The following is a 12316-nucleotide window of genomic DNA, read 5'->3' as shown; positions in this document are numbered from 1 at the left end:
ATGCATGCGTGATGGATTGCGTCAGACTATCGATGTGACAACGAACAGATTCTGAAGCAATCATAGTTAAATATGGTGATATGCGTGAACAACTTATCGACCAACGAGCGAAAATGATTAACCGACTTTTACTCATCAGCCTCTTTTTTGGCAGCATATCTTCCAGCTACGCCTCGGACGTCACTACTTATCTGCAAGAAAAGGCACAAGAGTTCGTTTACAGCCAGCTGGATATTCCGTTGGATGCCAGAGCAGAGGTCACCTCTGCCACGCTGGATGAACGGCTCCCACTGACCCGCTGCGAAGATCTGCTCACTATCAGCTTACCAGCAAAAATGGAAATTCGCCGTAATACAACAGTTTACCTTAAATGTGAGGAAGAAAGGCCCTGGGACGTCTATCTCCCGGTGCGGGTCAGCATTCAAAAGCCCTATGTCACTGTGGCCAACCCCATCGCCAAGGGGGACCTGCTGAGTGAAAGCCAGCTGGCCCTGGCCTATCAGGATCAGACCCTGATCCGCGGCGACTACCTGGCTGACACGGCACCTCTTGTCGGAGTACGCAGCAAGCGGGAGCTAAAACCGGGGCAACCCATCCGTTTGAGCCAGGTTTGTGTCGTGTGCAAAGGGGATCAGGTCACCCTGACGGCAGAAAACAGCAACTTCCAGATCAAAACCATGGCCCGAGCCTTGCAAGATGGCAGCTTCGGAGAGATCATCAAACTCGTCAATATTCGCTCCGGCAAAACCGTTGAGGGTAAAGTCAGTGCGGTAGGTGCCGTATCGGTCACTTTTTAAATCCGGATCCTTGACAACTTTCTTCTAAAGTTTTGATCTGCCGCACCGATAAACAGGTAAGCAAACCTTAAAGCAGACGAAGGTAACTAAAATGGCCATCAACAATATCAACAACTTGGCGAATAATCGGTTGCAAAATACCGCTAATAGCCAGGGGACAGGCAGCAAGTCAGTCACCTCATCGCCCGAAAACAAAGCGGCTACTGTCAAGCTGGACTCCGTCTCCTTGACCAGTGAGGCGCAACAATTGCAAAAGATGCAACAAAACCTCAATACCGCCTCGACCGGCAATGAGAGCAAGGTCGAACGACTGAAAAAAGCCGTAGCGAGTGGCGAATATCAGGTCAACAGCGAAGCTGTTGCCAAGAAGATGTTCAGTTTCGAGGCCAATCTGGACAAAGTTCTGGGATGATGGACTTACCTTCGTTACTGCACACCCAAGATGATTACCTCAGCCAGATGCAAGGCATTCTGGAAGAGGAGTTCAGCTTGCTCGAACAGCATCAGGCACTGGCCCTGCCCGCACTGACCGAGCGCAAACAGCAGTTGCTTGCTGCGATAGAAACTCTGGACAAGACACTGGCAGAGATGCCGGAACTGGCACTGCAGCTGGCAGCCTATCCCGACCAGATGGCGCAGCTTCGTGCAAAACTGGATGCCTGCCAGGCACAAAATGATATCAACGGTCGATTGCTTGAATTGAGCATCGTCTCAAACCGTCGTCTGGCAACCTTTCTGAGTCAGCTGCGCGATCGCAACAGCCTGACCTATGACGCCAGGGGCAACACTCGCTCTGGCACCCGCTCCTACGGTATCAAGGCCTGACATCTCTTATCAGGCCTTGCATTTTTGCTGTCCGTTTTAAAGCTCCAGTCGCAACAGCTCTCGCCCGTCCTCACACGCATTGACGCGCAGTACCCCGTCCTCATAGCACCCGTAACTGGCAGGCAACTCGCCGCGCGGGAAACAGATTGACCCCGGGTTCATCAATATCCGTTCCCCCTGCCACTCCAGCACCGGCACATGGGTGTGGCCGCTCAGGAACAGACTACCCGCCGGAAGCTGAACCTCGTCCGGGCGATAAAGATGGCCATGGCTGACAAACCAGCGCCGCTCATCGACCAGCAACTGGTTGTAGGGGGCGGTGATGGGAAAGCGCAACAGCATCTGATCCACTTCGGAATCGCAATTGCCCCGCACCGCGATGATCTGTGGCGCCAGCTCGTTGAGCCGATCGGCCACCGCGGCCGGGTTATACCCTTCCGGCAGAGGATTGCGCGGGCCATGGTTGAGCAGATCGCCGAGCAGCAGATAGTGATCCGGCTGCCAGGGCTCAAGTTGGGTCAGCACCCGCTCCAGCGCAATGATGCTGCCGTGGATGTCGGAAATGATGGCAAGTTTCATGAAATGCTCCTCACTGCGGGCTGAAGTAGAGATCCTTGGTGGCAATCGTCCCTTTCAAATTCTGGCTGGGCAGCCCCCGCAGCGCGGGATCGACCAGTCTCATCTGATTGTAATGATACACGGGGAGGATCGGCGCCTCCTCAAGCAGCAACTGTTCGGCATGCCGGTAAAGTTCAATCCGGCTCGCGCTGTCCAGCGTATTGGCCGCCTGCTCCAGCAGCAGATCAAAGTCGGGATTGCAGTAGCCGCTCTCGTTGCGCAGATCCTGACAACGGAAGCTGCCCAGCATGGCAGACGGCTCCACGTAATCGCCAAACAGGAAGCTTCTGGCCACCTGAAAATCACCGCTATCCTTGGCCACCTGATAGGCGCCCCACTCCAGACTGTTGAGAGTGACCTGTACCCCCAGCTTCTGCCACATGGCGGCAATGGCCATCGCCATCTGCTTGTGGGTTTCGGCGCTGTTGTAGGTAATGCTCAGCTTGAGTGGATTAGCACTGTTATACCCGGCCGCTGACAGCAACGCTGCCGCTTTGGCCTGGCGGGTTGGCATATCTTCAAGCGCCACAGGCAATATCACCTGGGGGTAACCCGGCATCTCCGGCAACAGCGACCATGCCGCCTGTTCATCCTGCCCGCTCACCGATCCAATGAGCTGCTGTCGATCAACCGCCATGGAGAGCGCCTGACGCACCCGCACATCCTGCAGTTCGGGGCGCTTCAGATTGAACGCATAGAGATAGGTGCCAAACAGCGGCAAGCCCCAGAGCCGCTCCGGAGATTCGCGCTTCATCTTCTGGTAATAGCCGAGGGAGACCTTGTTGGTAAGCTGGATTTCACCAGCCTCATAACGCAGCCGTTCGGCATGTTGCGAGGTGATCGGCAGGTAGGTGACCCGTCCGATACGGGTGTGAAGGTCATCCCAGTAGTGGATATTGCGCTCGGCTTCGATCTGCTCGTTCGGCGTCCAACTTGCCAGCCGATAAGCACCATTGCTCACCAGCTTGCCGGGTTCGGTCCACTGCTTGCCAAATTTGGCTATCGCCTTCTGGTTGACTGGCACAAAGGGGCGCTGACTGATGAGTTGCAGGAAATAGGGAGCCGGCCGCTCCAGAGTGATTTTCAGGATCTGATCGCTTTGCGCTTCAATGCCAAGATTGCCGAGCTCCAGCGCACCGGCATAGATGGATTGCGCATTGTTGATCCCCGTGGCCAGCAGCAATCCGGCAGAAGGGGAGTTGATGGCGGGATCGAGCAGACGGCGCCAGGCATAGACAAAATCAGCGGCCACCAGCGGCTCGCCATTGGACCACTTCAGTTGGGGGCGCAGGAAAAATCGCCACTCCAGCCCATCTTCACTCACCTCCCAGCGCTGGGCCTGAGCGGGGACGATATGCCCCTGCCCATCATCGCTGACCAGCCCTTCAAACAGATCGACCAGTACCGCCTCCCCCGGGAAACCTGAGCGCACCAGTGCCGGATCCAGCGACTCCGGCTCGGCACCGTTGCCCTTGACCAGGGTTTGCCGATCGGCAAGCAGAGGCTGCTGCTCAACGGTGGTGGCATGGGCCAGGGGCCCAGCCAGCACGGCAAGCAATAGCGGGGAGAGCCAGCGTTGCGCCAGCTTGGGGAAGAAACCATACCTCATGACAAAACCTCGAATAAAACCACTGCAGGAGGGGAAGGCCGACGGCGCGCCTGATGAATGCCTGATACCGCTCTTGTTATCCCCGAAAACGCCCCGTATTGTATCGGGCTTGCCCGGGAGATGGAGTCTTTCGGGTTAATTTTTTCAGGAGTTTTTATGGGTTATGAGTGGCTGGCCCTCGCGTCGGCCAGTTTATGGGCAATTGCAGCGCTAATTTCGGTCAAACCGGCCCGTCATCTCGGCGCATTTGCCTACAGCCGCTGGCGCATGTTTCTGGTCAGCCTGATGCTCGGCACCATGAGTCTGCTCACCGGTGGCTGGCAAACCCTCACCGCAAGCGCCCTGCCCCTGCTCGCCATCTCGGGGCTAGTCGGCATCTTCGTGGGCGATACGGCGCTGTTTGCCTGCATGAACCGGCTGGGGCCAAGACGCAGTGCCCTGCTCTTCTCCTGCCATGCGCTGTTTTCCGCCCTGCTTGGGCTGTGGCTCTTTAATGAACAGCTGACAGGCTGGCGACTGCTGGGGGCCATGCTGGTCTTTGCTGGCGTGATGCTGGCGATCCTGTTTGGCAGACGCAGTAGCAGCAACGAGTGGGAGCAGATCCGTGGCAATCTGGCGCTGGGAATTGGCCTTGGCCTGACGGCGGCACTGTGTCAAAGCGTGGGAGCCATCATCGCCAAGCCGGTGATGATGAGTGGTGAGGTGGATGCGGTGAGTGCATCGGGTATCCGGATGGGCAGTGCCCTGCTGGCCCACTGCGTCCTGCGGCTGGGGCGCTTGCCGCTGGCCATGCCGCTAAAACCGGTCAATCGCCATATCCTCGCCATGATTGCCACCAACGGCTTTCTGGCGATGGGGCTGGGGATGACGCTGATCCTGATGGCGCTGCGGCAGGGCGAGGTGGGCATGGTAGCCATTCTCTCCTCCACCACGCCGGTACTGCTGCTGCCGCTGTTGTGGTGGCACTCGGGGGAGCGGCCATCCATTGCCGCCTGGGCGGGTGCACTGATTGCCACCCTGGGCACGGCGCTGGTGCTGGGTTTCAGCACTCACTGACACCCGGCACCATCCCAGATCAGAACAGGGCAATCTCCTCAGCGGTCAGCTCGCGGTATTCACCTGGTGCCAGCTCGTCATCCAGCGTCAAACCGCCCACCCGCTCGCGATGCAAGCCAACGACCTTGTTGCCGATGGAGGCAAACATCCGCTTGACCTGATGGTACTTGCCTTCGTGGATAGTCAAGCGGGCCTCGCACTCGCCGAGAATTTCCAGCTGGGCAGGACGGGTTTTATCGGTCTCGTTACGCAGGTAGACCCCTTCGGCGAACAGCGCGATCGCATCCGGGCTTACCGGATCGGCCAGCCAGACGTGATAGGTCTTGGCACACTCGTGGCGCGGCGAGGTGATGCGGTGGGACCATTGACCGTCGTCGGTCACCAGCACCAGACCCGTGGTATCGAGGTCGAGGCGACCCACTACGTGCAGCTTGCCCATCGCCGGTTCATCCATCAGGAAGAAGACGGTCGGGTGATCCGGATCCTCGTTGGAGCAGACGTAACCTTCCGGCTTGTGCAGCATGAAATAGCGGTTGCGCTGCTCCAGCGTCAGCAGCACGCCGTCAAACTCGATCTGGCTCTGCTCATTGATATGAAAGGCGGGCTGCTTGACCACAATGCCATCCACCATGACCTCGCCCTGACGGATCAGTTTGCCTGCCAGCGAGCGGGTCAAATCGGAACAATCGCACAGAAATTTATCAAGCCGCATTCACAACCTCGGAGTCCAACAAGTAAAGGGGCGTCATTATATCGGGCGGGGGCGACAACGCCACTGTTAAGGGGTTGCCAATTATGACGAACTGGTCATCCGATGTTACACTTCTCCGGTGTGACCCATCCGAACGATACTCATAATAATAAGAGTCAGGAAGCCCTCATGAAGTCTCAAGCATCCTATCCCGTCATTCCCGTCAACCAGCTGAAACCCGGCATGTATGTCATTGCTATCGCCAGCCAGACAGGTGGGATGGAGATCGCCCAGATGGGTTTGGTGACCAGCGTGGCGCAAATTGCCAATCTGGTGCGTCAGGGGGTGCTCACGGTACGCATCGATCTGGCCCGCAGCAAGCTGGGCAGTGCCGAAAGTGACGCCGTTACCTCCCCCGACCTCAATGCCAACAGCGCCCAGGTAGGGCGCCGGGCCAGTGCCAACGGCGAAGGACGAGAGCTTAAAATCCGCCGCCTCTATCAGGAAGCGCGCGAGCTGCAAGGCAAGTTCATTCGCCACCTCAAAGCGGGTGAACCCATCGACATCACCCCGCTGGCCGAAGTCGCCGAAGAGATGGTGGACACCATGTTCACCCACGGCGATGCCATGCTCTGTCTGGCCCGTATTCGCGCCAAGGATGCCTACCTGATGGAGCACTCCATGAACGTGGCCATTCTGCTGGCCAACTTCGGCCGCTATCTGGGACTGGAACGCAGCGTACTCAAGGAGCTGACCCTGGGTGGCCTGCTGCACGACGTGGGCAAGATCATGACCCCGGACGAGGTGCTCCACAAACCGGGCAAGCTGACCGATGAGGAGTTCGCCATCATGCGTCAGCATGTGGTGCACAGTTACGAGATCCTCAGCAATACCCCTGGCATCACCCCCACCATGCTGGAGGTGGCCGCCAACCACCACGAGCGGCTCGATGGCTCCGGCTACCCGCAGCGACTCAAGGGGGAGCAGCTCTCCCTCTATACCCGGATGAGCGGCATCGTCGATGTCTATGATGCCATCACCGCGGATCGGGTCTACAAAGCAGGTATGCAGCCGACCCAGGCCTTCCGCATTCTGCTCAAGGGGATCAATCAGCACTTTGATGCCGAACTGGTTACCAAGTTCATCAAGTGCATGGGGGTCTATCCGGTGGGCACTCTGGTACAGCTCTCAAACCAGCGCCTGGCTATCGTGATGCAGCGCAACGAGCAGCAGCCGCTCAAGCCGGTGGTCAAGGTGATCTATCACGCCACCCAGCGTCACTACCTCGATGTACAGTGGCTGGATCTGGCCAAGTCAGGGGTGCAGGAGAGCATCGAAAACACGGTCGACCCCAAAGAGTTTGGCATCAACCTCGCCAACTTCTTCTAAATCTCTCACCTCAGATATTCATGATTGGCGCTGCCTGTCGAGCCAGTGCCGGATCAGAAACTCCTCATCCAGCGGCGAGAGATCAAAACGCAGGCTGGCCTCTTCAATGGCGGCGATATCGTGCTGATGATGCTCGCTGAGCCAAAGCACCGCACGACGCAAATCTTCACCATGGGGGAGCAGCAGATGGTCGCTCATGGGATACCTCCGGTAGACTGCAAGGCGGCCAGCGAATATAGCCACCTCTTTCCAGTCTAGTCGGTCAATCCCCATCACCCGCGCTTCTTCACCCTCCCCCCTCAATCACTGCAATCAGCTTGTCACCGGGATCAGCGACCGAAAGCGCGCAGCCAATCCTGATCAAACTTCTCCAATGCCGCATCCACTGCCGGTACGTTCAGCAACTGCTCCGCCACATCGAGCGGCAAGGTGATCGATTGGCAACCAGCCAGCAGGCAGTCGAGCGCCTGGCGCGGGGTACGGAATGACGCCGCCAGCACCTTGCTGTTCGGTGCGTGCAGCGCAAGCAGCTGTTGCAGCTCCTGCACGGTGGCAATGCCATCGCCACCCTGGGCATCCAGCCGGTTAACGTAGGGCGCGACATATTCTGCCCCCGCCACCGCCGCCAGCCAACCCTGCAGCGGGGTATAGACAGCGGTTCCCAAAGTCGGCACACCGTTGGCGGTCAGGCTCTTGATGGCCGCCAGCCCCTCTACGCATACCGGGATCTTGATCACCAGATCCGGGTCCAGTTCACGCAGGGCAAAAGCCTCGCGCACCATCTCAGTTTCGGTTTTGGCCATCACTTGGGCAAACAGGCGCGCCTTGGGGCCCAGCACGTCGCGCAGGGCGGGCAGCAGCTCACAGAGCGGCAATCCCCCGGCGGCAGTAATGGAAGGATTGGTGGTGACACCGGCCAACGGCAGGATCCGTGACCAGCGACGCACTGCCGCCACATCGGCGGTATCGAGATACAGCTCCATCTCTAACTCCTTAACGGGATGTTCAATATGTCGCCATTCTAGCGATAAAACATCTGCAAATAGCTTGATCGAAATCAAATCAACTTTCGAATGAAAGCAAATAGAATGCACATACAAAAGGAGGCGGTATGATTTTCGACCTGCAACGATATTCAACTCACGACGGCCCCGGCATTCGCACCCTGGTGTTTCTCAAGGGGTGCTCGCTGGCCTGTCTGTGGTGTCAAAACCCGGAAAGCCGCTCTCCCAAGCAGGACATACTACTCGACCGGCGCCAGTGCATCGAGGGATGCCAGCTCTGCAGCCAGGCTTGTCCGGCAATCTTGCGTGACAGCGAGGGCATCCAGCTCAACCGTTCTGCCCTCAAGGCCGACGATATGGAACGGCTGCGCGGCCTCTGCCCCAGCGAAGCGCTGCAGGTGTGCGGCCGGGATGAAACCCTGGACACCCTGATGGACACCATCTTGCGGGATCGTCCCTTCTTCGAACGCAGCGGCGGTGGCGTCACCCTCTCCGGTGGCGAGCCTTTTATGCAGCCCGACTTTGCCGCTGCCCTGCTAGCCCGCTGCAAGGCAGAAGGGCTGCACACGGCGGTCGAGAGCTGCCTCCATGTGCCCTGGCACCAGATTGAGCCAAGCCTCCCTTCGCTTGATCTGGTGCTGGCGGATCTCAAACATGTGGATAAAGAACGTTTCTTCCACTGGACCCGCGGCAAGGTGGAGCTGCCCATCGCGAACCTCAAGCGCCTCGCCGAGCGCGGCGTGCCGATGCAGATCCGGGTGCCACTCATTCCCGGCTTCAATGCCGACCACGCATCGATCGAAGCCATCACTGACACCGCCGCCAGCCTCGGCACGGTGCAGGAGATCCACTTCCTCCCCTACCACACGCTGGGGATGGGCAAATATGCCCTGCTGGATCTGCCCTATCAGGCGCCGGACGCGCCGCTCGACGACCCCGATTTACTCCGCTTTGCCCACGCATACGCCCAACGTCAGGGGCTGACCCCTGTGACCAGAGGATAAGATCATGACCCAGCTCGACCTCAATACCCTCAGCCCGCGGATCCGCGCCCACAAAGAGAGCCTGATCCACATCGTTCAGCCACCGGTCTGCACCGAGCGGGCCCGCCACTACACCGAGGCCTATCAGGCTCATCTCGCCCGGCCACTGCCGGTGCGCCGCGCGCTGGCGCTGGCTCATCACCTCAAGCAGCGCACCATCTGGATCAAGCACGACGAGCTTATCGTCGGCAATCAGGCCAGTCAGGTACGGGCGGCGCCGCTGTTTCCGGAATACACAGTGAGCTGGATTGAGAAGGAGATCGACGAGCTGGCCGACCGTCCCGGCGCCGGTTTTGCGGTCAGCGAAACCGACAAGGAAATCATCCACGCCCTCACCCCCTTCTGGCGCGGCCAGACGGTGCAGGATCGCTGCTTCGGCCTCTTTACCGACGAACAGAAAGCGCTGCTGGAGAGCGGCATCATCAAGGCCGAGGGCAACATGACCTCGGGGGATGCCCACCTCGCGGTCAACTATGAGGAGTTGCTCACGCTGGGTCTCGATGGCTTCAAGGCCAAGGTGGCCGAGCGGCGCAGTTGGCTGGATCTGGCGGATTGGGCCGATCTGCAACGTGAGCAGTTCCTACACGCCGTCGCCATCACCCTGGAGGCGGTCAGCGATCACATCGGGCGCTACGCCACTCTCGCCAGCAATATGGCCCGCGACATGACCGCGCAAGAGCCGCGCCGAAGCGAACTTGAGACCATCGCACTCAACTGCGCCCACATCGCCCACCAGCCACCCGAGACCTTCTGGCAGGCGCTGCAGCTCTGCTACTTTATCCAGCTCATCCTGCAGATCGAATCCAACGGCCACTCGGTGTCGTTTGGCCGGATGGATCAGTACCTCTACCCCTGGTATCGCCGTGAAGTGGAACTGTCGGAATCCCTGTCACGCCCCCGCGCCATCGAACTGCTGCAAGGGTGCTGGCTCAAGTTGCTGGAGGTGAACAAGATCCGCTCCGGCACCCACTCCAAGGCCTCCGCCGGCAGCCCGCTCTATCAGAACGTCACCATCGGCGGCCAGAACTGGCGGGATGGTGCAGCCCATGACGCGGTCAACGGCCTCTCCTACGCGATTCTGGAGTCCTGCGGCCAGCTCCGATCCACCCAGCCCAACCTCTCTGTGCGCTATCATGCCGGGATGAGCGAGGATTTCCTCGACGCCTGCATTCAGGTGATCCGCTGCGGCTTCGGCATGCCCGCCTTCAACAACGACGAGGTGGTGATCCCCGAGTTCATCAAGCTCGGGGTGAGCGTGGAGGATGCCCACCACTACGCCGCCATCGGCTGCATCGAGACCGCCGTGCCAGGCAAATGGGGCTACCGCTGCACCGGCATGAGCTTTATCAACTTCGCCCGCATCCTGCTGGCCTCCCTTGATGGTGGCCGCGATGCCACCACAGGCAAGGTATTCCTGCCCCAGCCCCAGTCGCTGCGAGACGGGAGCTTTGGCAACTTTGACGAGGTGATGGCCCGCTGGGACGAGCAGGTGCGCTACTTCACCCGCAAATCCATCGAGATCGACTGCGTGGTCGACAGCGTGCTGGAGGCGCAGGCCCACGACATCCTCTGCAGCACCCTGGTGGATGACTGCATCGAGCGTGGCAAAACCATCAAGCAGGGGGGCGCCGTCTATGACTGGGTCTCCGGTCTGCAGGTGGGGATCGCCAACCTCGGTAACAGCCTGGCAGCCCTGAAGAAACTGGTGTTCGAGCAGGGGATTGTGGAGCAGCAAGAGCTGGCCGAAGCACTCGAACAAGATTTTGCCGGGCTGGCAGGGGAGCAGTTGCGCCAGCGCCTCACCAACGCCGCCCCCAAATATGGCAACGATCTGGACGAGGTTGACCTGCTGCTGGTGCAGGCCTACCAGAGCTACATCGACGAGCTCAAGGAGCTGCACAACACCCGCTTCGGCCGTGGCCCTATCGGCGGTACCTACTATGCGGGCACCTCCTCCATCTCCGCCAACGTACCCTTCGGTGCCGCCACCATGGCCACCCCGGATGGTCGCCGTGCCCGCACGCCGCTGGCGGAAGGGGCCAGCCCCTCGTCGGGTTCGGATCGTCTCGGCCCGACGGCGGTGTTCAACTCCATCGGCAAGCTGCCCACGGCGGCCATCCTCGGCGGCGTACTGCTCAACCAGAAGCTGAGTCCGGCGAGCCTTGAGAACGAGCGGGACAAAGCCAAGCTGATGAGCCTGCTGCGCACCTTCTTCGAAGTGCACAAGGGGTGGCATGTGCAGTACAACATCGTCTCGCGGGAGACCCTGCTGGCAGCCAAGGCCCATCCCGATCAGTACCGGGATCTGGTGGTACGGGTGGCGGGCTATTCAGCCTTCTTCACCGCCTTATCCCCGGATGCGCAAGATGATATCATCGCCCGCACCGAGCACAGTCTCTGACGGGGCGCACCCATGGCGCCAGGGACGTCATATGATTGGCAAGCCATCCCACGGGTGGCTTGCCGCTATCCAACACCTTGCATGTGAGCGCACCATGAATCCACGCCACCAACTGATCCTCACTCTGGTCCATCAGGCTCGCAAGATGAGCGTGAGTGAACTCTCCCGACACACAGGCGTGTCTGAGGTGACGGTGCGCAACGACCTCACCGCGCTGGAGAAACAGGGACTGCTCAGACGGGTACACGGCTCGGCCATGGCGCTGGAGACCGATGACCCGGATGCCCGGATGAACATCAATTACCTGCTCAAGGAGCGCCTCGCCGAGCGGGCCGCCCAGCTGGTGGAAGATGGCGAAACGGTCTTTATCGAAGGGGGCAGTGCCAACGCCATGCTGGCGCGCCATCTGGCCCTGCACAAACGGGTCACCATCATCACCATCAGCAGCTACATCGCCCATCTGCTCAAAGATACCCCGGCTCAGGTCGTGCTGCTCGGCGGGCTGTTCCAGCATCAGAGCGAGAGCGTGGTGGGGCCGCTCACTCGCCTCTGCATCGAGCAGGTGCACTTCTCCAAGGCCTTTATCGGGGTCGACGGTTTTCATCCCGAGATGGGTTTCACCGGCCGCGATATGATGCGGGCCGACGTGGTCAACAGCGTGCTGGCCAAGGGGATGACCAATGTGGTGATCACCGACAGCAGCAAATTTGGCGCCATCCACCCGAGCCAGCTCGGCGCGCCGGGTCAGATCAACGTGCTGGTTACCGACGATGCCCTGCCCGCCCCCATGCGGGCCGCCATCGCGGCCAAGGGGATCACCCTGCACTGCGTCGCGGCCTGATCTGCCGTGATCTTGCCATCAGGACCCGCCACAAAAAAATCC

13 protein-coding genes are annotated in these 12316 nt (G+C 59.7%); 8 read left to right on the top strand and 5 right to left on the bottom strand.

The features are described from left to right. The first annotated feature begins 113 nt into the window (after window positions 1–113). From flgA to BN1139_RS00990, 3 genes are all read left to right on the top strand, one after another. Window positions 114–797: a flagellar basal body P-ring formation chaperone FlgA gene (gene flgA, locus BN1139_RS01000; protein WP_005350654.1), complete on the top strand. Its 684-nt coding sequence runs from the start codon at window positions 114–116 to the stop codon at window positions 795–797. A 91-nt stretch (window positions 798–888) separates the two neighbouring features. Next, window positions 889–1209, top strand: coding sequence for a flagellar biosynthesis anti-sigma factor FlgM (gene flgM, locus BN1139_RS00995; protein WP_005350652.1), 321 nt, complete (start codon window positions 889–891; stop codon window positions 1207–1209). Further along, window positions 1206–1622, top strand: a complete 417-nt coding sequence (locus BN1139_RS00990) for a flagella synthesis protein FlgN (protein ID WP_041202678.1) — start codon at window positions 1206–1208, stop codon at window positions 1620–1622. Before flgM ends, BN1139_RS00990 begins: the two co-directional genes overlap by 4 nt. A 36-nt stretch (window positions 1623–1658) precedes the next feature. Here BN1139_RS00990 and yfcE read toward each other — a convergent pair whose 3' ends face one another. Both yfcE and BN1139_RS00980 read right to left on the bottom strand, forming a co-directional pair. Beyond that, a complete protein-coding gene (yfcE, locus tag BN1139_RS00985) occupies window positions 1659–2201 on the bottom strand; it encodes a phosphodiesterase (RefSeq protein WP_005350648.1) in 543 nt (180 codons plus the stop codon). A gap of 10 nt (window positions 2202–2211) precedes the next feature. Beyond that, the gene (locus tag BN1139_RS00980; protein WP_005350645.1) at window positions 2212–3849 is read right to left on the bottom strand and encodes a peptide ABC transporter substrate-binding protein; all 1638 of its coding nucleotides are present in this window, start codon (window positions 3847–3849) and stop codon (window positions 2212–2214) included. A gap of 156 nt (window positions 3850–4005) precedes the next feature. Between BN1139_RS00980 and BN1139_RS00975 the strand changes: the two genes are divergently transcribed. After that, window positions 4006–4905 (top strand): DMT family transporter, encoded by a 900-nt coding sequence (locus BN1139_RS00975; RefSeq protein WP_005350643.1) that lies wholly within the window; start codon window positions 4006–4008, stop codon window positions 4903–4905. Between the two features lie 19 nt (window positions 4906–4924). On the opposite strand, the gene rsuA is transcribed toward BN1139_RS00975, so the two are convergent. Further along, entirely contained in the window at window positions 4925–5617 is a 693-nt protein-coding gene (gene rsuA / locus BN1139_RS00970) for a 16S rRNA pseudouridine(516) synthase RsuA (protein ID WP_005350640.1), read from the bottom strand. A gap of 168 nt (window positions 5618–5785) precedes the next feature. Between rsuA and BN1139_RS00965 the strand changes: the two genes are divergently transcribed. After that, window positions 5786–6985, top strand: a complete 1200-nt coding sequence (locus BN1139_RS00965) for an HD-GYP domain-containing protein (RefSeq protein WP_005350638.1) — start codon at window positions 5786–5788, stop codon at window positions 6983–6985. An 18-nt stretch (window positions 6986–7003) separates the two neighbouring features. On the opposite strand, the gene BN1139_RS00960 is transcribed toward BN1139_RS00965, so the two are convergent. Together BN1139_RS00960 and fsa are read right to left on the bottom strand one after the other, a co-directional pair. After that, the gene (locus BN1139_RS00960; RefSeq protein ID WP_005350635.1) at window positions 7004–7183 is read right to left on the bottom strand and encodes a hypothetical protein; all 180 of its coding nucleotides are present in this window, start codon (window positions 7181–7183) and stop codon (window positions 7004–7006) included. Window positions 7184–7314: 131 nt separating this feature from the next. After that, window positions 7315–7968 (bottom strand): fructose-6-phosphate aldolase, encoded by a 654-nt coding sequence (gene fsa / locus BN1139_RS00955; RefSeq protein ID WP_005350633.1) that lies wholly within the window; start codon window positions 7966–7968, stop codon window positions 7315–7317. A 128-nt stretch (window positions 7969–8096) separates the two neighbouring features. Here fsa and BN1139_RS00950 point away from each other — a divergent pair, with 128 nt between their 5' ends. The 3 genes from BN1139_RS00950 (at window position 8097) to BN1139_RS00940 (ending at window position 12274) form a co-directional block, all read left to right on the top strand. After that, on the top strand, window positions 8097–8993 hold the full coding sequence (locus tag BN1139_RS00950; RefSeq protein WP_005350632.1) for a glycyl-radical enzyme activating protein: 897 nt from the start codon (window positions 8097–8099) through the stop codon (window positions 8991–8993). 4 nt (window positions 8994–8997) lie between these two features. After that, a complete protein-coding gene (locus BN1139_RS00945; protein ID WP_005350631.1) occupies window positions 8998–11433 on the top strand; it encodes a formate C-acetyltransferase/glycerol dehydratase family glycyl radical enzyme in 2436 nt (811 codons plus the stop codon). A 94-nt stretch (window positions 11434–11527) separates the two neighbouring features. Then, window positions 11528–12274 carry a DeoR/GlpR family DNA-binding transcription regulator gene (locus tag BN1139_RS00940; RefSeq protein WP_005350628.1) on the top strand — a complete coding sequence of 249 codons (747 nt, stop codon included), beginning with the start codon at window positions 11528–11530 and terminating at the stop codon, window positions 12272–12274. Window positions 12275–12316: the final 42 nt, after the last annotated feature.

The sequence above is a fragment of the Aeromonas veronii bv. veronii genome, assembly GCF_000820225.1.
Taxonomy (GTDB): domain Bacteria; phylum Pseudomonadota; class Gammaproteobacteria; order Enterobacterales; family Aeromonadaceae; genus Aeromonas; species Aeromonas veronii.
Note: the sequence above shows the minus strand (reverse complement) of the source record. Positions and strands in the feature narration are given on the sequence as shown.

Bases quoted from the DNA above. Each gene is read 5' to 3' on its own strand.
- BN1139_RS00965 (WP_005350638.1), top strand. From the start codon at position 5,786: ATGAAGTCTCAAGCATCCTATCCCGTCATTCCCGTCAACCAGCTGAAA.
- BN1139_RS00940 (WP_005350628.1), top strand. From the start codon at position 11,528: ATGAATCCACGCCACCAACTGATCCTCACTCTGGTCCATCAGGCTCGC.
- flgM (WP_005350652.1), top strand. From the start codon at position 889: ATGGCCATCAACAATATCAACAACTTGGCGAATAATCGGTTGCAAAAT.
- rsuA (WP_005350640.1), bottom strand. From the start codon at position 5,617: ATGCGGCTTGATAAATTTCTGTGCGATTGTTCCGATTTGACCCGCTCG.
- BN1139_RS00945 (WP_005350631.1), top strand. From the start codon at position 8,998: ATGACCCAGCTCGACCTCAATACCCTCAGCCCGCGGATCCGCGCCCAC.
- fsa (WP_005350633.1), bottom strand. From the start codon at position 7,968: ATGGAGCTGTATCTCGATACCGCCGATGTGGCGGCAGTGCGTCGCTGG.
- flgA (WP_005350654.1), top strand. From the start codon at position 114: ATGATTAACCGACTTTTACTCATCAGCCTCTTTTTTGGCAGCATATCT.
- BN1139_RS00975 (WP_005350643.1), top strand. From the start codon at position 4,006: ATGGGTTATGAGTGGCTGGCCCTCGCGTCGGCCAGTTTATGGGCAATT.
- BN1139_RS00980 (WP_005350645.1), bottom strand. From the start codon at position 3,849: ATGAGGTATGGTTTCTTCCCCAAGCTGGCGCAACGCTGGCTCTCCCCG.
- yfcE (WP_005350648.1), bottom strand. From the start codon at position 2,201: ATGAAACTTGCCATCATTTCCGACATCCACGGCAGCATCATTGCGCTG.
- BN1139_RS00960 (WP_005350635.1), bottom strand. From the start codon at position 7,183: ATGAGCGACCATCTGCTGCTCCCCCATGGTGAAGATTTGCGTCGTGCG.
- BN1139_RS00950 (WP_005350632.1), top strand. From the start codon at position 8,097: ATGATTTTCGACCTGCAACGATATTCAACTCACGACGGCCCCGGCATT.
- BN1139_RS00990 (WP_041202678.1), top strand. From the start codon at position 1,206: ATGATGGACTTACCTTCGTTACTGCACACCCAAGATGATTACCTCAGC.